At 72.1% G+C, this 25515-nt stretch carries 22 protein-coding genes; 3 read left to right on the top strand and 19 right to left on the bottom strand.

Features of this window, described 5'->3' with window-relative positions; all coding sequences use genetic code 11:
• Positions 1–77 precede the first annotated feature (77 nt).
• From BHU15_RS02305 to BHU15_RS02275, 7 genes are all read right to left on the bottom strand, one after another.
• On the bottom strand, positions 78–2384 hold the full coding sequence (locus tag BHU15_RS02305) for a xanthine dehydrogenase family protein molybdopterin-binding subunit (protein ID WP_069625607.1): 2307 nt from the start codon (positions 2382–2384) through the stop codon (positions 78–80).
• Positions 2381–3838, bottom strand: a complete 1458-nt coding sequence (locus BHU15_RS02300) for a (2Fe-2S)-binding protein (protein WP_069625606.1) — start codon at positions 3836–3838, stop codon at positions 2381–2383. The genes BHU15_RS02305 and BHU15_RS02300 overlap by 4 nt, the downstream gene beginning before the upstream one ends.
• Positions 3835–4731, bottom strand: coding sequence for an FAD binding domain-containing protein (locus tag BHU15_RS02295; RefSeq protein ID WP_023541412.1), 897 nt, complete (start codon positions 4729–4731; stop codon positions 3835–3837). Before BHU15_RS02295 ends, BHU15_RS02300 begins: the two co-directional genes overlap by 4 nt.
• Before the next feature lie 245 nt (positions 4732–4976).
• Complete coding sequence (locus BHU15_RS02290; protein ID WP_069625605.1) at positions 4977–6623, bottom strand: beta-N-acetylhexosaminidase; 1647 nt, start codon at positions 6621–6623, stop codon at positions 4977–4979.
• 304 nt (positions 6624–6927) lie between these two features.
• Complete coding sequence (locus BHU15_RS02285; RefSeq protein ID WP_031231446.1) at positions 6928–7230, bottom strand: DUF3039 domain-containing protein; 303 nt, start codon at positions 7228–7230, stop codon at positions 6928–6930.
• A gap of 48 nt (positions 7231–7278) precedes the next feature.
• Positions 7279–8070 carry a hypothetical protein gene (locus BHU15_RS02280; RefSeq protein ID WP_069625604.1) on the bottom strand — a complete coding sequence of 264 codons (792 nt, stop codon included), beginning with the start codon at positions 8068–8070 and terminating at the stop codon, positions 7279–7281.
• Positions 8067–8783: an ABC transporter ATP-binding protein gene (locus BHU15_RS02275; RefSeq protein WP_069625603.1), complete on the bottom strand. Its 717-nt coding sequence runs from the start codon at positions 8781–8783 to the stop codon at positions 8067–8069. Before BHU15_RS02275 ends, BHU15_RS02280 begins: the two co-directional genes overlap by 4 nt.
• 114 nt (positions 8784–8897) lie before the next feature.
• On the opposite strand from BHU15_RS02275, the gene BHU15_RS02270 reads away from it, so the two are divergent.
• Both BHU15_RS02270 and BHU15_RS02265 read left to right on the top strand, forming a co-directional pair.
• On the top strand, positions 8898–10145 hold the full coding sequence (locus BHU15_RS02270) for a sensor histidine kinase (protein ID WP_069625602.1): 1248 nt from the start codon (positions 8898–8900) through the stop codon (positions 10143–10145).
• Positions 10142–10873, top strand: a complete 732-nt coding sequence (locus BHU15_RS02265) for a response regulator (RefSeq protein WP_079127824.1) — start codon at positions 10142–10144, stop codon at positions 10871–10873. The genes BHU15_RS02270 and BHU15_RS02265 overlap by 4 nt, the downstream gene beginning before the upstream one ends.
• On the opposite strand, the gene BHU15_RS02260 is transcribed toward BHU15_RS02265, so the two are convergent.
• Entirely contained in the window at positions 10866–11426 is a 561-nt protein-coding gene (locus tag BHU15_RS02260; protein ID WP_023541405.1) for a YqgE/AlgH family protein, read from the bottom strand. The two genes, BHU15_RS02265 and BHU15_RS02260, sit on opposite strands and share 8 nt — an antisense overlap.
• Before the next feature lie 285 nt (positions 11427–11711).
• Between BHU15_RS02260 and murA the strand changes: the two genes are divergently transcribed.
• The gene (gene murA / locus BHU15_RS02255; RefSeq protein ID WP_031231440.1) at positions 11712–13052 is read left to right on the top strand and encodes a UDP-N-acetylglucosamine 1-carboxyvinyltransferase; all 1341 of its coding nucleotides are present in this window, start codon (positions 11712–11714) and stop codon (positions 13050–13052) included.
• Between the two features lie 92 nt (positions 13053–13144).
• Here the strand turns inward: murA and BHU15_RS02250 are convergent, their stop codons facing one another.
• The 11 genes from BHU15_RS02250 to BHU15_RS39640 all read right to left on the bottom strand — a co-directional run bounded on the left by BHU15_RS02250 (position 13145) and on the right by BHU15_RS39640 (position 25468).
• Positions 13145–13426 (bottom strand): HU family DNA-binding protein, encoded by a 282-nt coding sequence (locus BHU15_RS02250; protein ID WP_003954777.1) that lies wholly within the window; start codon positions 13424–13426, stop codon positions 13145–13147.
• A gap of 270 nt (positions 13427–13696) precedes the next feature.
• A complete protein-coding gene (locus BHU15_RS02245) occupies positions 13697–15130 on the bottom strand; it encodes an NAD-dependent malic enzyme (protein ID WP_031231437.1) in 1434 nt (477 codons plus the stop codon).
• A 223-nt stretch (positions 15131–15353) separates the two neighbouring features.
• The gene (locus tag BHU15_RS02240) at positions 15354–16301 is read right to left on the bottom strand and encodes an MIP/aquaporin family protein (protein WP_069625601.1); all 948 of its coding nucleotides are present in this window, start codon (positions 16299–16301) and stop codon (positions 15354–15356) included.
• Positions 16302–16638: 337 nt separating this feature from the next.
• The gene (locus tag BHU15_RS02235) at positions 16639–19209 is read right to left on the bottom strand and encodes a HelD family protein (RefSeq protein WP_079127823.1); all 2571 of its coding nucleotides are present in this window, start codon (positions 19207–19209) and stop codon (positions 16639–16641) included.
• 61 nt (positions 19210–19270) lie between these two features.
• A complete protein-coding gene (locus BHU15_RS02230) occupies positions 19271–20125 on the bottom strand; it encodes an anti-sigma factor family protein (RefSeq protein ID WP_069625600.1) in 855 nt (284 codons plus the stop codon).
• On the bottom strand, positions 20122–20709 hold the full coding sequence (locus BHU15_RS02225) for a sigma-70 family RNA polymerase sigma factor (RefSeq protein WP_023541398.1): 588 nt from the start codon (positions 20707–20709) through the stop codon (positions 20122–20124). The genes BHU15_RS02230 and BHU15_RS02225 overlap by 4 nt, the downstream gene beginning before the upstream one ends.
• A gap of 134 nt (positions 20710–20843) precedes the next feature.
• Entirely contained in the window at positions 20844–21446 is a 603-nt protein-coding gene (locus BHU15_RS02220) for a CGNR zinc finger domain-containing protein (RefSeq protein WP_069625599.1), read from the bottom strand.
• 192 nt (positions 21447–21638) lie between these two features.
• The gene (locus tag BHU15_RS02215) at positions 21639–22166 is read right to left on the bottom strand and encodes a GNAT family N-acetyltransferase (RefSeq protein WP_069625598.1); all 528 of its coding nucleotides are present in this window, start codon (positions 22164–22166) and stop codon (positions 21639–21641) included.
• A gap of 96 nt (positions 22167–22262) precedes the next feature.
• Positions 22263–23405, bottom strand: coding sequence for a uroporphyrinogen-III synthase (locus tag BHU15_RS02210; protein ID WP_069625597.1), 1143 nt, complete (start codon positions 23403–23405; stop codon positions 22263–22265).
• A gap of 127 nt (positions 23406–23532) precedes the next feature.
• Positions 23533–24939: an MFS transporter gene (locus BHU15_RS02205; RefSeq protein WP_069625596.1), complete on the bottom strand. Its 1407-nt coding sequence runs from the start codon at positions 24937–24939 to the stop codon at positions 23533–23535.
• A 292-nt stretch (positions 24940–25231) separates the two neighbouring features.
• Complete coding sequence (locus tag BHU15_RS39640; protein WP_135070070.1) at positions 25232–25468, bottom strand: hypothetical protein; 237 nt, start codon at positions 25466–25468, stop codon at positions 25232–25234.
• Positions 25469–25515: the final 47 nt, after the last annotated feature.

The raw sequence follows: 25515 nt of genomic DNA, 5'->3' as shown, positions 1-25515 counted from the left end.
AAGTCCCGCCTCCTGAAGAAGTCCCCGAGAAGTCCTTCCCGGAGCCCTCCCCGACGTTCCTCCGGGGAGGGCTTCTCTCATCCCGCCGTCACCACGGCCGACTGCGGCCTGATCGGGAGCCGGTTGACCGGGCGGCCCGTCGCCGCGCGGACCGCCGCCGCCACCGCCGCCGGGGAGGTCACGACCGGGGCCGCGCTCGCCGGCTTCGCGCCGAACGGGGCCACCACGTCGCGCTCCTCGACCAGTTTGACGATGCGGATGTCCGCCGCGTCCAGGGACGTCGGCAGCGCGTAGCCGGTGAGGTCGGGGCGGCGGACCAGCCCGCGGGTGGTACGGAGGTTCTCGGTCAGGGCCGTACCGATGCCCTGGGTGACGCCGGCCTCGATACGGGTCGCGAGCTGCGCCGGGTTCAGGACCCGGCCGACGTCCTGGGCGACGGCCATCTCCACGACGCGGATCGAGCCGAGTTCGATGTCGACGTCCACGACCGCGCGGATCGCGCAGAACGCGAGACCGACGAACGCGTCGCCCTGGCCGGACTCGTCGAGCGGTTCGGTGGGATGCGGGCGGCACTGGGCGGTGGCCCACAGCTCCTTGCCGTCCATCGCCTCGGTGACGGTGGTCGACAGCACGCCGTCGTAGGAGGTGATCTTCCCGTCGGTGATCTGGAGCAGTTCGGTCGACATGCCGAACTTGTGCGCCAGCGGCTGGAGCAGTTGCGTACGGACCATCTTGGCCGCCCGCTCGACCGCGCCGCCGGAGACCCAGGTGTGGCGGCCGTGCGTGGCGGGGCCCGCCGGGGGCTGGTCGGTGTCGACCGACGCCACGTGGACCTCTTCGATGCCGAGCGTCTCCTGGACGATCTGGCGGGCGAGGGTGGAGAAGCCCTGGCCGGTCTCGACGGCCGCGCAGATGACCGTGGCGACGCCGTCATGGACCTTGACGGTGGCGGTGGAGACCTCGTCGGCGCCCTCGGCGCCGAGCATGTGGACCATGCCGAGCGCGTAGCCGACTCCTCGGCGTACGGCGCCGGGCTCGCCCGCGCCCTCGGGACCGCCGGGGAGCAGCCAGGACGACTCGGGGACGTCCTTGGGCAGCGCGGGCAGCGGGAAGTCCCGTACGGCGCGCAGCAGTTCGGCCACGGGCGCCGGGCAGGTCACGGTCTGCCCGGTGGGCAGGATGTCGCCGGTCGCCAGGGCGTTGCGCAGGCGCAGCTCGGCCGGGTCGATGCCGATCTTGGCCGCCAGCTTGTCCATCTGGCCCTCGTACGCGGCGCAGACCTGCATCGCGCCCTCGCCCCTGACATGGCCGGACGGCGGGTTGTTGGTGCGTACGGCCCAGCCCTCGATGAAGGCGTGCGGGACGATGTACGGGCCGCAGGCGAACGCGACGGCGGCGGCGAGGGATTCGGACGAGGCGTCCGCGTACGCGCCCGCGTCGAGCAGGATCTGTGCCTCGACCTTGACCAGGCGGCCCTCGCTGTCGGCGTGGTGCCGGTAGCGCAGCAGCGTCGGGTGCCGGTGGGCGTGCCCGAGGAAGGACTCCTCGCGGGTCGCGGCGAGCTTCACGGGGCAGCCGGTGCGCAGGGCGAGCAGGCCGAGCGGGATCTGGAAGCCGGGGTCCTCGCGGTCGCCGGTGGCGCCGGGGACGCCGGTGACGACGACCTTGACCTGGTCGGGTTCGAGGCCGAAGCAGGCGGCGGCCAGGTCGCGGTCGGTGTGCGGGTCGGTGGAGCCGGTGTAGATCTCCACGCCGCCGTCGGGGCGCGGTACGGCGAGTCCGGCCTCGGCGCCGATGGGGGCCGGGTCCTGGCGGCCGATGCGGTAGAGGCCCTCGACGACCACCTCGCCCATGAGGTCGGGGTCGCCGTAGCGCAGCGGGATGTGCCGGATCAGATTGCCGTCGGGGTGCAGCGGTTCGGCCTCGAAGGCCTTCTCCGGGTCCGTGACGGGGTCGAGGATCTCGTACTCGACGGCGATGGCGGCGGCGGCCATCCGCGCGGTGTCGGGGTGGTCCGCGGCGACGGCGGCGATGGCCTCGCCGTGGTGGCGCACGACGTCGGAGGCGAAGACGGGGCGGTCGGCGACGAGCCGTCCGTAGGAGGGGTCGCCGAGAACGTCGAGATGGGTCACCACGGCCCGTACGCCCGGCATCTCGGCGGCGGCGGCCGTGTCGATGGACAGGATGCGGGCGTGCGGGTGCGGTGAGCGCAGCAGCGCCGCCCACAGCAGCCCCTCGGCCCACAGGTCGGCCGCGTAGGGGAACGTGCCCTCGGTCTTGGCACGGGCGTCGGCCGGGGGGAGGGACGCACCGAGACCCAGCGCGGGCGGCTCCTGCCGGGGGCCGTCGAGTGCCTGGGACTCGGTGGCCGCGTCGTTGCTCACGCCATGCCTCCGTCGTGCGGGTCGAGAGGTGCGGGGTGGGCGCCGCCGGCGCCCGGTGGTGCCTGGTGCGGGATACGGGCCTCGTCGGCGGCGGCCTCGGCGCTCGCCGCGCGTTCGGCGACGACCTCGCCGACGGCGTCGAGCACGCCCCGGTATCCGGAGCAGCGGCAGAGGTTGCCGCACAGCGCCTGGCGGGTCTCCAGTTCGCTGGGGGCGTGGTTGCCTTCGAGCAGGTCGTGGACGGTCATGGCCATGCCGGGGATGCAGAAACCGCACTGCACGGCGCCGCAGTTGGCCAGGGCGCGCTGGACGTCGGACGGTTCGCCGTCGGAGGCCAGGCCCTCGACCGTACGGACCTCGGAGCCGGCCGCGGTGGCCGCGGGGACGAGGCAGGAGGCGACGAGCCGGCCGTCGACCTGCACGTTGCAGGCACCGCACTCGCCCTGCGAGCAGCCGTCCTTGGCACCGGCGAGGCCGAGGCGCTCGCGCAGGACGTAGAGCAGGGACTCGCCGATCCAGGCGTCGGTGACGGGGCGGTCGCCGCCGTTGACGCGCAGGACGTAGGAGTCGGCGGGGTGTTCGGCGCTGTCGTTGCTGGTGGTGAGGGGGGCGGGCGCGGGTTCCGGTTCGGCCGCGGGTTCGGGTTCCGCTTCCGGCGCGGGCTCCGCTTGCGCGTCTGCCTGCGTCTCCGCTTCCGTCACGGCTTCCGGTGCGGGCTCGGCGTCCGCCTCGGGTACGGCCTGCGGAGTCGGCTCCGAGGCGGGATCCGGCGCGAGGTCCGTCACGGGCTCCGCCACCGGCTCCGGTACGGGCTGAGGAGCCGGTTCCGGTTCGGGTTCCGGTTCCGGTGCCCACGGGGCGCGCGCACCACCCGGAAGGGTGGCGGGCGGCGCACCGCCCGACCACTGCGACGTGGTGGGCATGGAGGTGGTGAACTCGCCCGATTCGTCCGGAAGATCGTCTCCGATGACCGGGATCACCCACTGCCCGGTGGGAGCCGGGGGGGCCGGCTGCGGGGCCGGGGGGCCCTGCTCCGTACGGGAGTCGCCGGCCGCGTCGGTGAAGGCCCACTGACCGGTCGCCTGCGGGTCGTGCGGCACGTCCGGGGCGACGGCCCCCTGCGGGGCGTAGCCGTACGGGTCGGGCTGCGTCTGCGGCGTGTACGGCGCCCACTGCCCGACGTCCGCCGGACCCGCGTGAACCACGCCGCCGTCGGCCGGCCGCTGGTCGATCGTCGGTGGTACGTAGCCGTGTCCGCGCGCCGCCAGCGGGGCGTCCGCCCGGTCCTCGGGCGGCAGTTGGACGAACGCGGTCGCCTCGGCGTCGTACTCGCCGCCCTGCGGGATCGGCTGCCACGCGCCGCGTTCCTGCGGGTGGCCGTGCGCACGGTCGCGCGGGTCGTCGGGTCGACGCCCCTCCGGAGTCCCGGAGTTCTCGTTCTCGTCGGTGGTCACGGCAGCGCCCTCCCCAGTGCTCGTCGAGCCAGCGTGGCGACGGTACGCCTCAGGTGCAGCACGGCGGGCGGCAGGGCGGGCGGCTCGCTCCCGTCCGCCGCCGGTTCCGGGTCGGGGATGCAGGCCGCGGCGACGTACTCCCCGAAGGCCGCCAGCGCCTCGGGCGCCAGCCCGCGGTCGGCGTCCCAGTCGATCAGCGAGGCGATCCAGCGCTCCGCCTCCAGCGGGCGCAGCGGCATCGGCGCGATCGCGCCGACCGCGCAGCGCACGCCCCGGCGCGCCGGGTCGAGCACGACGGCGACGGACGCGGTGGCCCGGCCGGGGCCGGTGCGGCCGGTCGCCTTGAGGTAGACCTGCGGGGCGTGCAGCAGGGGAACCCGTACGAAACCGATGAGTTCGGCGGGCGCCAGCATCTCGCGGCCCGCCAGCAGATGCGAGACCGGGATCTCACGGCGCGCGCCGCCGGGGCCCGCGACGACGAGGTCCGCCTCCAGGGCCGCCAGGACGGGCAGTGAGTCGCCGGTGGGGGCCGCGCTGGCGATGTTCCCGCCGAGCGTGCCCGCGTTGCGGATCTGGGGCGGTCCGGCGGCCCGCGCGGACGCGGCCAGCGCGGGGATGAGGGCGGCGAAGTCGGGCCGCCCCATGCGCGCGTGGGTGAGTCCGGTGCCCAGCAGGGCGTGTCCGTCCTGGTAGTGCCAGCCGCGCAGTTCGCTGATCCGGCCGAGACCGACCAGACCCGCGGGCCTGAGAAGGCCCTTGTTGACGGCGGCCATCAGATCGGTGCCACCCGCGACGGGCACGGCGGCAGGCATGGCGCTCAGCGCCGCCACGGCCTCGTCGAGCGAGGCCGGCAGCGTCACGGACTGCGCCGTCTGCGGTGCGTGCGTGGTCAACCCAGCTGCCCCTTCCCGGTGTCCCGGCTGTCCGCCTGTGTTGGCCGTACCGTACGTGCTCACAGGCCGGACGAGGCAACTCTGGCACATCTTCCGGGCCCACCGGTCCGAGGGTCCATGAAGCACGGATCCGCCCCCGAACGAGGGGAAGGTCCGATTTCACGCCTCTTCACCGACACATACGGAATGCCATCATTTGGCACTCCTTGTACGCCTTCTTCGTACGGACAGCCCCGGTCGGGGGGTCACACGATCGGGGGCGATCCTTCGATCGGACGTCCGAGAACGGCCGAGTCCCCGTTCGGTCCCGGGCGCTTGTGCCAGGGCAACGGGCCGCCGGGCGGCCGGTAATCGACCCCCAGGGCGTCAAGGCGCTTGTAGTGAGCGGTCATTCGCCGTTCGAAATCGGCGAAGTCGCGGTCCGGGGAGTCGGGCAGGGTCGACCAGGCGACCTCGGCGAAGGCGCAGAGGCGCGGGAAGAGCTGGTAGTCGACACGGGAGCGGTCCTGCATCACCTCGGTCCACACATTGGCCTGGGTGCCCAGGACATGGGCGGCGTCGGCGCCGGTCAGCTCCGGCGGCACGGGCTCGAAGCGGTAGACGTCCTGGAGGGTGCGGACGTAGCCGATGGGCATCGGCTCGTCCTCGCCCGCCGACTGACGGTGGTCCAGATACACCTGCTGCTCGGGGCACATCACGACGTCGTGGCCGGCCTTGGCGGCGGCGATCCCGCCCGCGTATCCGCGCCAGGAGGAGACGGCGGCGCCGGGGGCGAGCCCGCCCTCCAGGATCTCGTCCCAGCCGATGAGGCGCCGGCCGCGCGCGGAGAGCCAGCCGTCGAAGTGCCGGATGAACCAGGACTGGAGCTCGTCCTCGTCGGCCAGGCCGAGTTCACGGATCCGCTCCTGGGCGGCGGGCGAGCGCTTCCACTGGTCCTTGGGGCACTCGTCGCCGCCGATGTGGATGAACGGCGAGGTGGCGGCCGGGAAGAGGTCGAGCAGCTCCTCGAAGACGCCCTCGAAGAAGCGCAGGGTGTTGTCGCTTGGGGCGAGCACGTTCGGGTTGACGCCCCAGGTGTCCCAGACGTCCAGCGCCGCGGTGTCCACGACGTCGGTGTTGCCCAGCTCCGGGTACGCGGCGATGGCGGCCTGCGAGTGGCCGGGGATGTCGATCTCGGGGACGACGGAGATGTGCCGCTCGGCGGCGTACGCGACGATCTCGCGGATGTCGTCCTGGGTGTAGAAACCGCCGTGCGGCTTCTCGTCCCAGATGTCCGAGTATCTGTGGCCGTACTTGGTCCGCGAGCGCCACGCGCCGACCTCGGTCAGCTTCGGGTACCGCTTGATCTGGACGCGCCAGCCCTGGTCGTCGGTGAGATGGAAGTGGAAGACGTTCAGCTTGTGGGCGGCCATCAGGTCCAGGAAGCGCAGCACGCCGTCCTTGGGCATGAAGTGCCGTGACACGTCGAGCATGACACCGCGCCAGCCGAAGCGCGGCTGGTCCTCGATGACCTGACGGGGGATCTCCTGCCGTACGCCGGGGGACACGGGCGCGCGGCGGAACGCCTTGGGGCCGAGCAGCTGACGGAGCGTCTGGGCGCCCCAGAAGACACCGGCCGCGCTGCCGCCGTGGATCTCGGCGCCCCACTCGGCGGTGATGTCCAGCCGGTACGCCTCGGGGGCCATGGACTCGTCGATGCGCAGCGACACGGCGTTGCTGCCGCCTGCCGGGCCGGGGGCGAGCGGCAGTCCCAGCGCCGCACCGACGGTGGCGCGCAGCCAGCGCTCGGTGCCCTCGGTCCCGGGCGCCGCCCAGAGCGTGGTGGCCGAATCGGGGACGAAGCCGCCGCTCTGCGGGCCTTCGACACTGACGGGCGCCGGGATCAGGTCCATCACGTGAATCCTCAGTCCTCATTCGGCTGGCATATGCCGGAGTCAATGGGTCGTTGAGTGTCCAGCTGGACACTAGGCCCGGCCCGGACGTGCGGACAAGTGGTCTCAACCAATCGGTGATCAGGCACACGTGTACGCGGCACGCGCCCCGGCACCTCCGCCTACCCGCTCACGCCGGGCGCACGCGAACGGCTCCGGGGTGCGCGTACGCGCGCCCCGGAGCCGTTCAGCGTCCGAGTCAGCTCCGGGAAGGAACGACGGGCCCAGGGCCTGTCCGAACCCGTCCCCGGCTGAGCCCCGGGGCTCAGCTCTTGCCCTTGCCGCTCTTGTCCTTGCCGCCCTTGTCCTTGTCCCCGCCGGGGCCCATGGACTCGTAGATCTCCTTGCACATCGGACAGACCGGATACTTCTTGGGGTCGCGCCCCGGTACCCAGACCTTCCCGCACAGTGCCACCACCGGAGTGCCGTCGAGGGCACTCGCCATGATCTTGTCCTTCTGGACGTAATGGGCGAAGCGCTCGTGGTCGCCGTCGCCGTGCGACACCTTCGGTGTCGGCTCCACGAGGGTGCCCGTACCTGCCCCGCGCTCGGGCTCAAGAGTGCTCATAACCGCCAAGGGTACCCACGCTCACGGCATCCCGATGGCCCCGGGCACTCACGCATCGCGTCGACGCAGCGTCACGAGCCCTCCGCAGAGCGCGGCGGCCGTCCAGAGCAGCAGTACGGCCAGCCCGCCCCACGTGCCCACGTCGATCCGGTCGTCGGGGACGACCCGCAGGATCTGGGCCCCGGCGACGCTGGGCAGGTACCGCGCGACGGACCCGACGCCGGGCAGATGCGCGAGGATGTCCGAGACGATGAAGAACAGCGGCACGAGGATGCCGAGCGCCAGGACCGTGCTGCGCAGCATCATCGTGACAGCGGCGGAAATCAGACACAGCAGGGTCAGATAGACGGCGAGCCCCACCGTCGCGCGCACCGCGCCCGGGTCGCCGAGCGCCGCGTTCTGCCGCTCCCCCATCGCGCCCTGCGCGGCGGCGAAGGTGACGAAGGCGGTGGGCAGGGTCACCGCGAAGGCCGTCACGGCGACGGCCGTGAGCTTCGCGGCGCCGAACACACCCCGGCGCGGTACGGCGGTGAGCGAGGCCCGGACCGTCCCCGTCGCGTACTCGGCTCCAACGGCGAGCACCCCGAAGCAGACGAGCGCGAGCTGGGCGACGTTGGTGCCGGCGAAGCCGTAGCCGACCGGGTCCCAGTCGGGGGTGGCGCCGAAGTCGTCGTAATTGCCCTTGATCACCGAGCCGTAGAGGTACCCGATGCCGACGGAGAGGCCCACGACGGCGGCCAGGGTCCACCAGGTGGAGCGCAGCGTACGGAGTTTGAGCAGCTCGGCCGAGAGCGCGGCGGCGAACAGCCGGCCGCCCGGCCCGCCCCGTACGGCGCTCATCGCGCACCGCCCGACGTCAGCCGCAGATACGCCTCTTCAAGAGAACCCGCCGGCCCCGCGTACGTACGGACGATCTCGGCCACGTCGCCCTCGGCGAGGAGCCTGCCCCGCCCGATCACCACCACCTGGTCGACCGTCAGCGCCGCCTCGCTCATCAGGTGGGAGGAGACCAGCACGGTCCGCCCCTCGGCGGCCAGCTCCCGCATCAGGGTGCGGATCCAGACGATGCCCTCCGGGTCGAGCCCGTTGACCGGCTCGTCCAGCAGCAGCACGGCCGGATCGCCGAGCAGCGCGGCGGCGATCCCCAGCCGCTGCCGCATACCCAGTGACAAGGTGCCCGCGCGGCGCCCCGCGACGCCGTCGAGGCCCGTCAGGCCGATCACCTCGCCCACCCGGCTGTCCGGGATGCGATGGGTGCGGGCGAGGGTGCGCAGATGGGCGCGGGCGGTCCGGCCGCCGTGCACGGACGACGCGTCGAGCAGCGCGCCCACGGTGCGCAGCGGATCGCGCATCCGTACGTAGGACCGCCCGCCGATCAGCGCGTGGCCGCGGTCGGGGCGGTCGAGGGCCAGCAGCAGGCGCAGGGTCGTCGACTTGCCCGCGCCGTTGGGGCCGAGGAAACCGGTCACCCGGCCCGGTTCGGCCCGGAAGGACAGCGCGTCGACGGCGGGCGTCGAGCCGTGGCGTTTGGTCAGGTCACAGACTTCGATCATGCGCCGTACGGTCCCGCGCGCCCCGCCGTCGGCGCGTCGGGCCGGGGACGGAACGCGCTCGTCTCCCTCTCGGGAGGGAGGCGGCGGCCCACCGGCGGCCTCTACGGTCGGGGCATGACCGTCCACAGCCGTGCACGCGCGGTGTTCGGGCGCGGTGCCGCGGGGCCCGGCGCCGCCGGGCGTGCCGTGCTCGGGCGCGACGCGCTCGCCGTTCTCGTGTACGCCCTGCTGCTCATCTCCACCGGCAGCCCCGACGCCACCGTGCCGGGCCCGGGGAGCGGGACGGCCGCCGGCGACCGGGCGGTGCCGTTCTGGCTCCAGCTGTCGTTGATGGCCGCCGCCACCCTCCCGGCGGCGCTGCGCCGGCTCGCCCCGCTGCCCGTCTTCTGCTGGGTGACCGGGGTCTCCGCCGTCGCCGTGGTGTGCGACGCCCTGTGGGATCCGCTCCTGCCCGCGGCGTTCGCGCTCTACGCGGTCACCGTGACGCGCGAGGGCCGCCGTTGGTGGGAGCGCTGGCTGCCGGGCCTGGCGATCCTCTTCCTGACCGTGGCCGGACTCCTCGCCCCGGCCGGCGGCGCGGACGCCTACTGGTGGTCGGCGGGCCCGGGCCAGCTGCTGCTCGGCTTCGCCGCGCTGCTGGCCGCCGGGGAGCTGGGCCGGGTCGTACGGGAGCGGCGCGCCCTCGTCCTGCGGACCGGGCAGCAGATCGCCCAGCGCGCCGTCACGGAGGAGCGGCTGCGGATCGCCCGGGAGCTGCACGACGTCGTGACGCACTCGATGGGTCTGATCGTCGTCAAGGCGAGTGTGGCCAACCATGTCGTACGGACCAGGCCCGAGGAGGCGCACGACGCGCTGCGGATCATCGAGGCCACCGGCCGGGGCGCGCTCACCGAGATGCGGCACATGCTCGGTGTGCTGCGCTCGGACACCACCGGCGAGCGCCTGCCCGCGGCCCTCGGCCCCGTGCCCGGCCCCCGCGCGCTGCCCGAACTGGCGCGCCGCGCGGGCGCGGAGCTGACCACCGAGGGCCTGGAGGGACTGCCGGAGGGCGCGGGGCTGGCCGTCCACCGGATCGTCCAGGAGGCGCTCACGAACGTGCTGCGGCACGCGGGCCCCGAGGTGCCCTGCCGGGTGCGGGTGACCGCCGTGGACGGGGTGGTGGACATCGAGATAGTCGACGACGGCCCGCCGCGCGCGGGTCAACCGCGGGAGGGCCACGGCCTGGTGGGCATGCGCGAGCGCGTCGCGCTGTACGGCGGCACGTTCCGCGCCGGGCCCCGGGACACCGGCGGCTTCGCGGTCCGCGCGACCCTGCCGTACGCCCCCGCGCCCACCGGCGCGCGCGTGGAGAGCCCCCGGTGATCCGGGTGCTGGTCGCCGACGACCAGGCGCTGCTGCGCGGCAGTCTGCGGCTCCTGGTGGACGCCGAGCCGGGACTGGTCGCCGTCGGCGAGGCGGCCGACGGGACGGAGGCGGTCCGGCTGACCGCCGAGACACGGCCCGACGTGGTGCTGATGGATGTGCGGATGCCGGGCCTTGACGGCATCGGGGCGACCCGTCTGATCTGCGCGCCCCCACAGACCGCGTCGGACGGCGGACCACGTGTCCTGATTCTGACCATGTTCGACCTGGACGAGTACGTGTACGGCGCGCTGCGCGCGGGCGCCAGCGGCTTCCTCCTCAAGGACGCCCCGCCCGCCGAACTGCTCGCCGCGATCCGTGTCGTGGCGGCCGGCGAGGCGCTGATCGCCCCGGCGGTGACGCGCCGCCTGATCGCCGAGTTCGCCCGCCGCCCCGGCCCGGCCCGCCGGGACAGCGCGGGGCTCGACGGGGTCACCGACCGCGAGCGCGACGTGCTGGAGCTGGTCGCGCGCGGTCTGACGAACACCGAGATCGCCCGGCGGCTGTTCGTGGGCCTGTCGACGGTGAAGACGCATGTGAGCCATCTGCTCACCAAGTTCGGGGCACGGGACCGGGCGCAGCTGGTGATCGTGGCGTACGAGACGGGCCTGGTCACCCCGGGAATCGCGGATCCCGACCGGCGCGTCCCCGACGCGGGCCCCCGGCCACCGGGCCGGGCGGTCAGTTGAGCGAGGGGTCGTCCGGATAGGTGGCCACCATGGCCAGTTCGCTGCGCTGGCGGCGCAGCACCGCGCGCCACAGCCTCTCGGGGCGCGGCGACGACACGTCCCCGGGCTCCGACTCGACCACGTACCAGGCGCCCTCGGTCAGTTCGTTCTCCAGCTGGCCGGGCCCCCAGCCCGCGTATCCGGCGAAGATCCGCAGGGAGCCGAGCGCGCGGGCGAGCAGTTCGGGCGGCGTCTCCAGATCGACCAGGCCGATCGCGCCGTGCACCCGGCGCCAGCCGAGCGGCCCCTCGTCACCGGGTATGACGGCGAGGCCGAGCGCCGAGTCGAGGGAGACGGGGCCGCCCTGGAAGACGACACCGGGGTCCCCCGCGAGTCCGCCCCAGGACTCCAGGATGTCCCCGACGTCCACCGGGGTGGGCCTGTTGAGGACCACGCCGAGTGACCCCTCCTCGTCATGGTCGAGCAGGAGCACCACCGCGCGGTCGAAATTCGGATCCGCCAGGGCCGGCGTCGCGACGAGCAGCCGGCCTGTGAGCGAGGACACCTCGGTCATGGCAGACATGATCCCGCACATTCGCCTTCCGCGGGGGCCGCGCGGCAGAGTGTGCGTGATCGCAGCTCAGGCGCACGGCGGCACGGGGAGCGCAAGGACGCGCCGTAACACGGAACGAAGTGGACACAAAGAGAAGGGTGACTCAACGCAAGGGGTGGCGAACAGAAAGTGTTCTGTCACCTTTCCCACGGCCCCAGGGCGCCCGATGCCTTACGGGAGAGCGGCCCTTGCCCCTTACCCTTTTGCTTTGGCCCCCTGTCCGACGACTCCCGGAACGCGAGATTCATGACCGGCTCAGACGATGTAATGCTTGTCCACGGCGGAACCCCGCTGGAGGGCGAGATCCGCGTCCGCGGCGCGAAGAACCTGGTGCCGAAGGCCATGGTCGCCGCCCTGCTCGGCAGCGGGCCCAGCAGACTGCGCAACGTGCCAGACATCCGTGACGTACGGGTCGTCAGAGGCCTGCTCCAGCTGCACGGTGTGACCGTGCGCCCCGGTGAGGAACCGGGCGAGCTGATCCTCGACCCGTCGCACGTGGAGAGCGCCAACGTCGCCGACATCGACGCCCACGCGGGCTCGTCGCGCATCCCGATCCTGTTCTGCGGACCGCTGTTGCACCGGCTGGGCCACGCCTTCATCCCGGGCCTGGGCGGCTGTGACATCGGCGGCCGGCCCATCGACTTCCACTTCGAGGTGCTGCGCCAGTTCGGCGCGACGATCGAGAAGCGCGCGGACGGGCAGTACCTGGAGGCCCCGCAGCGGCTGCGCGGCACGAAGATCCGGCTGCCGTACCCCTCGGTCGGCTCGACGGAGCAGGTGCTGCTGACGGCCGTTCTGGCCGAGGGCGTCACCGAGTTGTCGAACGCCGCGGTGGAGCCGGAGATCGAGGATCTGATCTGCGTGCTCCAGAAGATGGGCGCGATCATCTCGATGGACACCGACCGGACGATCCGGATCACCGGTGTCGACAAGCTCGGCGGCTACAACCACCGTGCCCTGCCGGACCGTCTGGAGGCCGCGTCCTGGGCGTCGGCGGCGCTGGCGACCGAGGGCAACATCTACGTACGCGGCGCCCAGCAGCGGTCGATGATGACGTTCCTGAACACCTTCCGCCGGGTCGGCGGGGCGTTCGAGATCGACGACAAGGGCATCCGCTTCTGGCACCCGGGCGGCCCGCTCAACGCGATCGCCCTGGAGACGGACGTACACCCCGGTTTCCAGACCGACTGGCAGCAGCCGCTGGTGGTGGCCCTGACGCAGGCCGCGGGGCTCTCCATCGTCCACGAGACGGTGTACGAGTCGCGCCTGGGCTTCACCTCGGCGCTCAACCAGATGGGCGCGCACATCCAGTTGTACCGGGAGTGCCTGGGCGGCTCCGACTGCCGGTTCGGGCAGCGCAACTTCCTGCACTCGGCGGTCGTGTCGGGCCCCACGAAGCTTCAGGGCGCCGATCTGGTCATTCCCGACCTGCGGGGCGGTTTCTCGTATCTGATCGCGGCTCTGGCGGCGCAGGGCACCTCGCGGGTGCACGGCATCGACCTGATCAACCGGGGCTACGAGAACTTCATGGAGAAGCTGGTCGAGCTGGGCGCGAAGGTCGAACTGCCCGGCCGCTCCCTGGTCTGACCCCCCGTCCGCGGCGGCGGACGCGCACACCGGCCACGACAGAAGGGCGGTCACCCCGATCGGGGTGACCGCCCTTCCGCTCTGCCTGAGGGTTACTTGCCCTTGGCGGCTTCCTTGAGCTTGGAGCCCGCGGAGACCTTCACGCTGTAGCCGGCCGGGATCTGGATCGGGTCGCCGGTCTGCGGGTTACGAGCGGTGCGAGCGGCACGGTGGGTGCGCTCGAAGGTCAGGAAGCCGGGGATGGTGACCTTCTCGTCGCCCTTGGCGACGATCTCGCCAACGGTCTCGGCGAGGGCGGCCAGCACGGCGTCGGCATCCTTGCGAGTCACCTCGGCGCGGTCGGCCAGGGCGGCCACCAGCTCACTGCGGTTCATGTTGTTACTCCCGTGTTCTTCTTGCGTGTGAGGCGTGAGATCGAAGCCGATGCTGCCAGGACCCTCTGACAGTCCCGTTGAGCGGGTCCGTCCTTCGGGTCTTCGCGCCCCAGTGGGGTATCCCCCGGACATAGTCCTTGAGAAAGCATCCTGCCCCCACCAGCGGCGGGAAAGCGAATCCGGGCCCTGAAACCCCCTTGGAGCAGCGGGCTCATGGTCCGCCACCCTAGAGGTGGGTTCACGGTGCCGCGAATCGCGACGCGCCGGGCGTCAGACGGACGTGGTGCCTGTCACAGCCTCGCCGGCGGCCTTGGCGGCGGTGCGTACGGCGCCCGCGACGGCGCCCGCGACCTTGTCGTTGAAGACCGAGGGGACGATGTAGTTCGGGTTGAGTTCGTCCCCCGTGACGACGTCCGCGAGGGCCGTCGCGGCGGCCAGCATCATGTCCGTGTTGACGGTGCGTGACTGGGCGTCGAGGAGGCCCCGGAAGACGCCGGGGAAGACCAGGACGTTGTTGATCTGGTTGGGGAAGTCGGAGCGTCCCGTGGCCACAACTGCCGCTGTCTCGCGGGCGATTGCCGGGTCGACCTCGGGGTCGGGGTTGGCCAGCGCGAAGACGATCGCGCCGTCCGCCATGGCCGCGACGTCCGTGCCGTCGAGCACGTTCGGGGCCGATACGCCGATGAAGACGTCGGCGTCGACGACGGCCTCCTTGAGGGTGCCGGTGACGCCCTCCGGGTTGGTGTTGTCGGCGATCCAGCGCAGGGGCGATTCGGCCGCCGCGGACACGAGGTCGGCGCGGCCGGCGTGCACCACTCCGTGGATGTCGGCGACGACGGTGTGCTTGACGCCGGCCGCGATAAGAAGTTTCAGAATCGCTGTACCGGCCGCACCCGCGCCCGACATGACGACCCGTACGTCACCGATCGCCTTGCCGACGACACGCAGCGCGTTGGTCAGCGCCGCGAGCACCACGATGGCCGTGCCGTGCTGGTCGTCGTGGAAGACGGGGATGTCCAGGGCCTCGCGCAGCCGTGCCTCGATCTCGAAGCAGCGGGGGGCGGAGATGTCCTCCAGGTTGATCCCGGCGAAGCCCGGCGCGATGGCCTTGACGATCTCGACGATCGCGTCGGTGTCCTGGGTGTCCAGGCAGATCGGCCAGGCGTCGATGCCGGCGAAGCGCTTGAACAGGGCCGCCTTGCCCTCCATGACGGGCAGCGCGGCCATCGGGCCGATGTTGCCCAGGCCCAGCACCGCGGAGCCGTCGGTGACGACCGCGACGGAGTTGCGCTTGATGGTGAGCCGGCGGGCGTCCTCGGGGTTCTCCGCGATCGCCATGCACACGCGTGCCACACCCGGCGTGTAGACCATCGAGAGGTCGTCACGGTTGCGGATGGGGTGCTTGGACTGCATCTCGATCTTGCCGCCGAGGTGCATCAGGAACGTACGGTCGGAGACCTTGCCGAGGGTGACGCCCTCGATGCCCCGCAGTTCCTCGACGATCTCGTCCGCGTGGCTGGTGGAGCTGGCGGCGATCGTGACGTCGATCCGCAGCTTCTCGTGGCCGGACGCGGTGACGTCCAGACCGGTCACCGAGCCGCCGGAGGATTCCACGGCTGTGGTCAGCTGGGAGACCGCGGTGCCGCTCGCGGGCACCTCCAGCCTGACCGTCATCGAGTACGAGACGCTTGGCGCCGTTGCCATGACCGTGTTCCTCTGCTTTCCCTGGCTTCACTTGCCGCACCACCTCGCGCCTGGCGTCCGGCGGGACCGTCCGATGTTCGCACCTACCTGCTGGTAGGCGGTAACGGGGGTGAGGTACCGGTAGAGCCACGGAAACACGAGCGGGTCCGCGTCAGTGTGTGACGCGGACCCGCTCGTGTGAAGACATTGTTCCGTCAACGAAAAGAACTCAACGGAAAAAGACCTACTCCTCGTCGCCCGTCTTGACCTCGCTGGTGCGGCCGACGTCCCCTCGCTCGCCCCGCAGGGCGCGCATGTGCAGGACGTCACCGATGAACAGGTCGTACAGCAGGACGCCGATGACGCCGCCGACGAGCGGTCCGACGATGGGGACCCACCAGTAGTCGCTGAAGGCTCCGGCGAGGCTGCCCGGGAACGCGAGGTCCTGCCAGCCGGCCGCATAGGTGAGCAGCCGCGGGCCCAGGTCACGGGCGGGGTTGATGGCGTATCCGGCGTTCGACCCGTACGACATGCCGATGGCCGCGACGGCGAAGCCGACGATCAGCGGGCCGAGGTTGGCCTTCACGGCGGTGTTGCGCATGTCGATGACCGCGGCGATGAACATCACCAGGAAGGCCGTACCGACGATCTGGTCGAACAGCGGGCCCCAGAAACCGCCGTGGAAGTACGGCGCGGGGAACGTTCCGAAGATCGAGAAGGACGCCAGCGTATGGCCGTTGGTCTTCGGTCCCTTCATGGCGAGGTCGAAGGCGCTGATCGCGTCGTGGTAGACGCCGAAGACCAGCGCGGCCCCGACGAACGCGCCGAGCAGCTGCGCGCCCCAGTACGGCAGGACCTTGGCCCACGCGAACTTGCGGCGTACCGCGAACGCCAGGGTCACCGCCGGGTTGATGTGCGCCCCGCTGACCCCGCCGGCCACATAGACACCGAAGACGACGGCGAACGCCCAGCCCCAGGTGATCAGGAGCCAGTCCCCGGAGCTGATGAAGAAGGTGGTCGGCCCCGCCGTACGGCCCGAGCCGGGCAGTCCCGCGACCGCCACGGCCACCACGCCGCACCCGAAGGAGATGAGGACGAAGGTCCCCAGGAACTCCGCCATGCATTCGCCCCACAGACCTGCCCGGCTTCTGAGCCGGGACGGCTTCATCAGGGGAGGGATTTCCACAGCCATGTTGACCCGATCGACGTGGTCCGACCGGCGCCGGCACAGGCCGGAACCGGGTTGTCCCGGGCATCCCTACCCGAATCAACCCATTTCGAGGAGAACATCACTCGTCCGGCAGAGAGAAGGCCCCGCCTCCCGGATGACCGGGAGGCGGGGCCTCCTGACGCTGAAGGTGGCACCGACCCGCCATGCTCGCCTCGCGGCAAGTGGTCGCTCGAAGCGACGAAGGTTGGGCCCGGGGGCTTGGATCGAGCCGGTGCCGACACCAGGCTAACAAACGACCCAGGAAAGCGATTCCCGTACGCGCGTCGACTTGACGACGGGTCCCGGGACGGCCCCCCGGTCAGTCCCTGAGGAGGTCGGGAACTCCCCGCTCGTCGGGGTCGTCGCGGTCCGCCGAGACGACCGTGAGCTGTTGCGTCGCACGGGTGAGTGCCACGTACAGCACCCGCAGTCCGGCCGGGGACTCGTCGGCGATCTCCGCCGGCGAGACGACCACCGTGGCGTCGTACTCCAGCCCCTTCGCCTCCAGGCTGCCGAGCGCCACCACCCGGTCGCCGAGCCCCGCCAGCCAGCGCGCGGCCTGTTCCCGGCGGCCCATCGCGACGACCACGCCGATGGTGCCGTCGACGCGGTCCAGCAGACGCGCGGCCTCCTCCCGTACGACCTGGGCCAGGTCACCGTCCCGTACGGCGCTGAAGCGCGGCTCGACGCCCGTGGAGCGGACGGCGGCCGGGGACTCCATGCCCGGCATCGCGAGGGCGAGGACCTTGGCGGCGAGCGCCGCGATCTCGGCCGGGTTGCGGTAGTTGACCGTGAGGGTGAAGTGGCGGCGCGGGCGGTTGCCGAGGGCCTCGTCGCGGGCCTCCGCCGCCTCGTCCGGGTCCGACCAGGACGACTGGGCGGCGTCGCCGACGACCGTCCAGGTGGCGTGCCGGCCGCGGCGGCCGACCATGCGCCACTGCATCGGGGTGAGGTCCTGCGCCTCGTCCACGATGACGTGGGCGTACTCGGTGCGTTCGGCCGCCAGCCGCTCCGCGCGCTCGCGCTGCGACTCCTCGCGCTGCGGCATCAGCTCCTCCAGCCCGGTCAGCTGGTCCAGCGGGTCCAGGTCGCGGCGCTTGCGCTGCCGGGGCGGTGAGCCGAGCAGCTGCTCCAGCTCGTCGAGGATCGCGACGTCGTGCACGGAGAGCGGTCCCGTGCCGTCGGGGCCGACGCGGCGCAGCGAGCGGGCGACCTTCCGGGTCTCGTTCGGGTTGAGGATCCGGCGCGCCCAGCGGCCGAGGCGCCGTTCGTCGGCCATCGCGGCGAGCACACCGCGCGCGGTGAGTTCGGGCCACCAGGCGTCCAGGAACTCGATGAAGCTGTCCTCGGTGGTGACGTCGTCGTCGAAGCCGCCGCGCAGTTCGGCGGCCAGTTCGGCATCGCCCTTGGCGACGTACTCCCCGGCCCGTGCCGCGGCTCCGGACTTCGCCCACAGCGCGTCGAGCAGCAGTTTGCGGGCGCGCGGGCGCAGCAGGTTGACGGGCGCGGTGCCGCCGAGGGCGGACTGTCTGATGCGGTGCAGCTCGTCGGATTCGAGCTCCAGCCTGCGGCCGAGTGCGACCACCCGCAGCCGGGTGGGTGTGGCACCGCGCCCGGGGGCGCCGGTGGCGTTGTCGGCACCGGGGCGCGGCTCGTCGTCGCCGAAGGCGAGCTGACCGGCGGCGGCCTGTGCGGCGCCCTGTCCGGCGGCGTTACGGCTGCCGCCCCGGCCGCCGCGCCCCCCGGCGGATGCCCGTTCCCCCTCCAGCGCCCCGCGTGCCGCCTTGCGCAGCACCTTCAGCATCCGCGCCGAGCCCTTGACGCGGGACACGGCGGGCTCGTCGTACGCGGTGGCCTCCGCGCCGTCCACGAGGGAACCGACGGCGCGGATCGCGACCTGTCCCTCCTCGCCCAGGGACGGCAGCACGCCTTCGGTGTACGCGACGAGCAGCGGCGTCGGCGAGACGACGAGGATGCCGCCCGCGTATCTCCGTCTGTCCTGGTAGAGCAGGTACGCGGCACGGTGCAGGGCGACGGCGGTCTTGCCGGTGCCGGGCCCGCCGGACACCTCGGTGACGGACGCGGCGGGCGCCCGGATCACCAGGTCCTGCTCGGCCTGGATGGAGGAGACGATGTCGCGCATGGTGTGGCTGCGGGCCTGCCCGAGGGCCGCCATCAGCGCGCCGTCGCCGATGACGGGCAGCGCGGCGCCGTTCAGGGTGGCGGTCAGCTCGGGGCGCATCAGGTCGTCCTCGACGCCGAGGACCTTGCGGCCCTTGGAGCGGATGACCCGGCGCCGCACGACCCGGCCGGGGTCGACGGGTGTCGAGCGGTAGAACGGCGCGGCGGCGGGCGCGCGCCAGTCGATGACCAGCGGCGAGTAGTCGGAGTCCAGGACCCCGATCCGGCCGATGTGCAGCGTCTCGCCGATGTCGGCGGTGTCGTCGGCGCGTACGGCGTCGTCGGCCGGCTCGACGGAGGTGTACGCGCCGTCGGGGCCCTTCTTGCCGTCCTTGCCGGGCAGCAGGTCGACCCGTCCGAAGAGGAAGTCCTCGAACTCGTTGTTGAGCCGGTTGAGGTGGATTCCGGCCCGGAACACCTGCGCGTCGCGCTCGGCGAGCGCGCCGGGCGTGCCGACCTGGCCGCGCTTGGCGGCGTCGTTCATCAGGAACTCCGCCTCGTGGATCTTCTCTTCGAGACGGCGGTAGACCTGGTCGAGATGTTCTTGCTCGACACCGATCTCACGGTCACGGACGGAGTCGGCCCCCGCGCCGCGCGCCGGGTCCTCCCACGTCCCGTGGGCGGGGTCGCTTATGGCGTCGTTTCCCTTGTCCCGTACGGGATCGACAACCGATCCGGCGGATTCAACAGCGGCATCCTGCGCGGCCACCGAGGCCCCCTTCTGACGTGCACTGGGCAGCCGTCAACCGTACGCGAAGGGGGCCGGTATGTCAGGCCTCGACCTCCACCAGACGCTTGCCGTCAAATGTCCGGACCTCGAAGTGGTCGATGTCGTTCCGGTCCATGGCGGAGCCGCCGTGCACGTACAGCGGGTTCTTCGCGATCTCGTTGGTGCTGTCCGGGAGGCCGTAACCCCACTTCGGCACGGCCCACGAGGTGACGATCTCCTCCTCGCCGGTCTTGGACACGGCGACGAGGCTGCATTTGAGCGGGCCCTTGACGTTCTTCAGCTCCAGGGCCGCGTGGGTCCCCCAGCCCTTGCTCTCCATGCCGACGGTCGCGCTGACCTTGGTGACCGGGTCCGTCGCCTCGACCTTCTCCGGCATGTGCTCCATGAAGGCGTCCTCGGCGGGACTGGTGGGGTGCGGATCGGCGGCCTGGTTGCTCGTGCCACCGTCACCGGAGGTGGCGACGACCGCGACGGCGGGACCGCCCACGACCAGCGCGGCGGCGGCGGCGACCAGATACATCGAGCGGCGCCGGCGCTTGGCGCGCTTGACCGCGACCTCGTCGACGAGCCGGTCGAGGAGGCGCGGGCTGGGCTGCACGGTGACGGCGGGCGCCGGCGGCGGCAGGGTGGCGGCCGGTGCGGCCCGCGCGAAGGGGTCGTCGGTGCGGCGATAGGGCGACGACTGCCCGAAGGGGTCGGGATTGTCCGCCAGCATGGCCAGCATCGGCTCCATCCCGGCGAACTCCTCCAGGTGGAGCGCGCAGATGTGGCAGCCGGCGAGGTGCGCCTCGAAGGCGGTGGCGTCGGCCTCGTCAAGGATCCCCAGCACGTACGCCGCCGCCGCGTCGTGCGCGGTCGTGCCGTCGCCCTGCCCTGACTGCTCGTACGTCGTCATGCCGAGACCCCCCTCTCCTCCAGAGCGAGCTTCATCGAACGAAGCGCGTAGAACACACGCGACCTGACGGTCCCACTGGGTATGCCGAGCGTCTCGGCTGCCTCGTTGACCGTACGTCCCTTGAAGTACGTCTCCACCAGAACTTCCCGGTGGGCGGGGGTCAAATCATCGAGGGCATCAGAGAGCGTCATCAGCCACAACGCCTTGTCGATCTCGTCCTCCGCGGGCATGACCTCCAGCGGCGACGGGTCGACCTCCTGCGGCCGGGCCTGCCGGCTGCGGTGACCGTCGATGACGATACGTCGGGCGACCGTCACCAGCCAGGGTCGGACAGAGCCGGTCGCCCGATTGAGCTGACCGGCGTTCTTCCAGGCACGGATGAGCGTCTCCTGCACGACGTCCTCGGCCCGCTGGCGGTCGCCGGCGACGAGTCGCAGGACGTAGGCGAGCAGGGGCCCGGCGTGTTCCCGGTAGAGGGCGCGCATCAACTCCTCGTCCGGGACGGAGATGTTGGTGCGCGGTGCCTCGCTCCGGTGCCTGGCCCGGTGAGGTCGGTCGTCGGCCACGGCCGCATCCTTGCGCACCTGAACCTCCCGGTCGAGACCTTGAGATGGCTGCTTGTTCCCATCACTCAGGACTTACGGACCGGTGCGGAGATCTACTCAACCGCGCGGCGGAAATCTTTCAAGATCTTTTACAAGGGGCCGCAGGCCGGGCGTCAGGCGCGGGCGACCGCCGCCCGGCGCCGGTGCCGCGCGACCCGCTCCCTGTTGCCGCAGACCTCGCTGGAGCACCAGCGCCTGCGCCGGCCGCGCGAGGTGTCCAGATAGACCCGCCGGCAGTTGTCGCCCTCGCACTGCCGCAGCCGCGCCCGCGCGACGGGGTCGGTCAGCAGGTCCACGGTGTCCCTGGCCACGACCGCGAGCAGCGCGCCGCATTCGGGCTCGTCGCTGAGCGTCCGGACGAGGCCGCCGCCCGGTTCGCGTACGGCCCTGATGCCCGGCGGGGCACCGGCGGCGACGGCGTTGACGCGCTCCAGCGCGGCCGCCGCCTGCCGCCCGTCGATCTCGGCGCGCACCAACTGGCCCACGCAGTCGCGCAGTTCGGCGAAGCGCTGGACCCAGCCGGTGTCGACGCCGGTGAGCGGGGTGCCGCGGGGCACCAGACCGGAGCCGGTGAGCCAGCGGCCGAGGAGTCCGGCGTCGTCGCCCCGTGGCTCGTCGTCGAACCCCTTGGGGGCCGGTTCCCCGGTGGCGACCAGATCCAGGCAGACGCGCCCGGAGTCGAATCGCCACTCGTACGAGCCCACGCCCGTAGTCATGTGCCTGTCACCGCCTCGGTCACCGTGCTGCCGCGTTCTTCCCAGAGTGCATGCCCCGGAACGTGTCCGGAACCCCTCCGGCGGCCTCTCAGTTGAACCTCGGCCGGTGAATTCTCCGTACGGGAGACAACCCCGGCCCCCGGAACGCCGTCTTATGTTTCCGGGGTTCGCGCTTTCTCGGGGCCCGTGCTTCTACGGCGCGGTGTTCGGCGGCCCGTCGTGCAGGATCCGCTGGAAGAGATGGTGATCGCGCCACGCGCCGTCGATGTGCAGATAGTCCGGCGCCGTGCCGATCAGTTCGAACCCGCATTTGCGCAGGACCCGCTGCGAGCCGGTGTTGGACAGCATCGTGCGCGCCTCGATCCGGTGCAGTCCCAGATCCTCCAGGGCGGCCCGGCAGACCTCCTCGGTGGCGCGGGTGGCCAGTCCGCGCCCGGTGTACTCGGCGTCTATCCAGCAGCCGAGGCTGGCGCTGCGGAACGGCCCGAGGACGATGGTGGAGAGGGTGGCCTGGCCCACGATGTCGCGTCCGTCGACGAAGTGCCAGCGCAGATGGGCGGGGTCGGCCAGCAGTTGGGCCTGCGCCTCGGGCGTGTAGTAGTCGGCCGTGCGGTGCGGCGACCAGGGGCCCATGTGGACCCTGTTGCGCAGATGCGCCTCGGCGAGCGGGCCGGCGTCTTCCGCTCGCGCGGGCCGGAACGGAAGGGAGTCGTTGACCATCCGATTAAACTAGACGTCTTGGTTCCGGTTCGGTACCGCAGCGGTGACCCCGATCGACGGACGGTCACCCGGTGCTGGTCACACGTCCGCGCAGGGTCACCCGCCGCCGTACTTCGTACCGGCCGCCGGGTCCAGCGCCAGCCGGTAGCCGCGCTTGACGACGGTCTGGATCAGCTCGGGGGCGCCCAGTGCCGTACGGAGCCGGGTCATGGCCGTCTCGACGGCGTGCTCGTCCGTGCCCGCCCCCGGCAGCGCCCGCAGCAGGTCGGCCCGCGAGACCACCCAGCCGGGCCGCTTGGCGAGCGCGTCGACCAGGGCCATACCGGCGGGCGGTACGGGTCTCAGGGCGCCGTCCAGCAGCACCGCGTGGCCACGGATCTCGAACCGGCGGCCCGCGACCGTCAACGTCCGTGTACGGCCCGGCAGTTCGAGGCAGAGCACCTGAACGAGCGGGCCCAGCCTGAAGCGTTCGGGCTGGACGGTGTCGATGCCGTGCTCCTGGAGCGGCAGGGCGGTGACGGGCCCCACGCAGGCGGCGAGCACGTCGTGGTGCAGTGCCTCCACCAGCCCGTCCAGCAGGCCGCGTTCACGGGCCCGGGAGAACAGCGAGGCGACGGCGGGCGCGCTGGTGAAGGTGACGGCGTCCAGAGTGCGCGCGAGGGTCGCGTCGATGAGCCGGTCGACGGGCGCGATGTCCTCGGGCGGCATCCAGCGGTAGACCGGTACGACGACGACGTCGGCGCCCCCGGCCCGCAGCGCCTCCACGAACCCGGGCAGCGGCTCCCCGTGCAGCTGGAGCGCGACCCGGCGCCCGTCGACGCCCTCGGTCAGCAGCCGGTCCAGCACCTCGGCCATGGACTCGGAGTCCGGCGACCACTCCTCGGTCAGCCCGGCGGCGCGGATCGCGCCCTTGACCTTCGGCCCGCGCGCCAGCAGTTCGGTGCCGCGCAGCGTGTCGAGCAGGTCCTGGCCGAGGCCCCAGCCGTCGGCCGCCTCCACCCAGCCGCGGAAGCCGATGGCGGTCGTCGCGATCACCACATGGGGCGGATTGCCGATCAATTCCTTGGTGGCGGCGAGGAGTTCGGTGTCGTCGGAGACCGGCACGATACGCAGGGCGGGGGCGTGCACGACGGCGGCGCCGCGCCGGGTGAGCAACGCCCCCAGCTCGTCGGCGCGCCGGGCGGCGGTGACCCCGACCGTGAATCCGGCGAGGGGGCCGTGCTGCTGCTGATCGGACATGGTCTTCCCGTCCCGCTCTCTCGTCCGTACGGCTCCGAGGCGGAGCCGGCCCGGTGTGGGGGCCCGGCTCCGCCTCGTCGTACCGGCTCACACGTCCGCGCACCGGCTTCGCCTCATTCGTACCGGCTCACACCTCGGCGTAGTCGAGCCTGCGCCGTACGTCGGCCCCGGCTCCCGTCTCCGCCTCCGTCGCCGGTCGGGCCGCCTGCTTCCGAAGGTATACCGCCCAGGTGAGCGCGGAGCACACGGCGTAGAAGCCGAGGAAGGCGACGAACGCGGCGGTGCCGGTCCCCGCCGCCCCCTGGAAGGACTGCCGGAAGGCGAGGTTGACCCCGAGCCCGCCGAGCGCCCCGACGGCCCCGATGAGCCCCATGGACGCGCCGGAGAGCCGGCGTCCGTACCGGGCCGCCTCCTCCCCCGTCATCCCCCGTGCCAGCGCCTTCGTCTGGAAGATGCCGGGGATCATCTTGTACGTGGAGCCGTTGCCGATGCCGCTGAGCAGGAACAGCGCGGTGAAGCCGACGAGGAAGACGGGCAGCGACTCGGTCACCGAGGCGAAGATCACGACGCCGGTCGCCGCCGCCATCCCGGCGAAGTTCGCCAGGGTGATGCGGGCGCCGCCGTGCCGGTCGGCGAGCCTGCCGCCGAGCGGCCGTACCAGCGAGCCGAGCAGCGGGCCCAGGAAGGTCAGTGACGCGGCCTCCAGGGGCGTACGCCCGAACTGCGTCTGGAGCACCAGACCGAAGGCGAAGCTGTAGCCGATGAAGGAGCCGAACGTCCCGATGTAGAGGACGGCCATGATCCAGGTGTGCCGGTCGCGTACGGCCTCCTTCGCGGCGCCCGTGTCGTTCCTGACCGGCGCCAGGTTGTCCATGAACAGCGCGGCGCACAGGGCGGCGGCGACGATCAGCGGCAGATACACCGCGAGGACGATCCGGGGGTGCGCGGCTCCCGCGGTCCCGATCACCAGCAGCCCGACGAGCTGCACGACCGGCACGCCGATGTTGCCGCCGCCCGCGTTGAGCCCGAGCGCCCAGCCCTTCTCGCGCAGCGGGAAGAAGGAGTTGATGTTGGTCATGGACGAGGCGAAGTTGCCGCCGCCGAGCCCGGTGAGCGCGGCGACGGCCAGGAAGGTGGTGTACGAGGTCCCCGGCTCCATCACCAGATAGGCGGCGCCGGTCGGCAGGAGCAGCAGCAGGGCGCTGACGACGGTCCAGTTACGGCCGCCGAAGCGGGCGACGGCGAAGGTGTACGGGATCCGGACCAGGGCGCCGACGAAGGTCGCCATGCCGATGAGGAAGAACTTCCCGGCCGGGTCGATCCCGAACTCGGGCCCCATGAACAGCACCATCACCGACCAGAGCGTCCAGATGGAGAACCCGATGTGCTCGCTGAGCACGGAGAAGAGCAGATTGCGCCGCGCGGTGCGGCGGCCGGTCCGCTCCCAGAAGCCGGGGTCCTCGGGGTCCCACTGCTCGATCCATCGCCCCTTTCCGGCGCCACGTGCCGCATCGGTGATCGTCGGGCCAGTCATCGCGCCTCCACTGACGGTGCGGTTCGGTGACTCCCGACGGTAGGGACGCCGCGTTTCGCCGGGGTGCCCCGAGATGACCGGCGCGCAACCTTGCTCTCACCGGGGCGCGGGCCCGGCTGTGAGCGCCCGCCCACGTGCCGGCCGTGCTCGGTGGGGGTGTCGGTCATGGTGCGGCTCCCGGGCGGCTTGTCCTGCCCGGTACCGGTCGCGTACCGGACAGGGACAAGACTCCCCTTCCGCCGGGGGAAGCGGAAGGGGGTCCTGATCTTGTTTCTCTCCGCCGGGGGCAGTCTCAGGGACCCGCGTGGCACTCCGCTTTTGGTGAGTACAGGACACTGCTGGCGCCCACGACGAGCCTCGCCCCGCCCCCGCCGGGCGCTTCCAGCCACACCCGTACCCGCCCGCAGGCACACCGCGTGTAGACGACCGTCCCCTCGGCGACGGCGTGGCGCGACGCCTCCTGGAGCGGGGCCTCCACCGGCCAGCCGCAATCGGCGCAGACAGCGATGTCTCTCGGATCAGCTTCCATGCGGCCAAGCGTCCGCCCTCGAACCGTGCGCGTCCATCGCATCTTTC

Origin of the sequence: Streptomyces niveus, assembly GCF_001723055.1 — a bacterium.
GTDB lineage: Bacteria > Actinomycetota > Actinomycetes > Streptomycetales > Streptomycetaceae > Streptomyces > Streptomyces niveus.
This window is presented reverse-complemented; position numbering and strand designations above follow the sequence as displayed.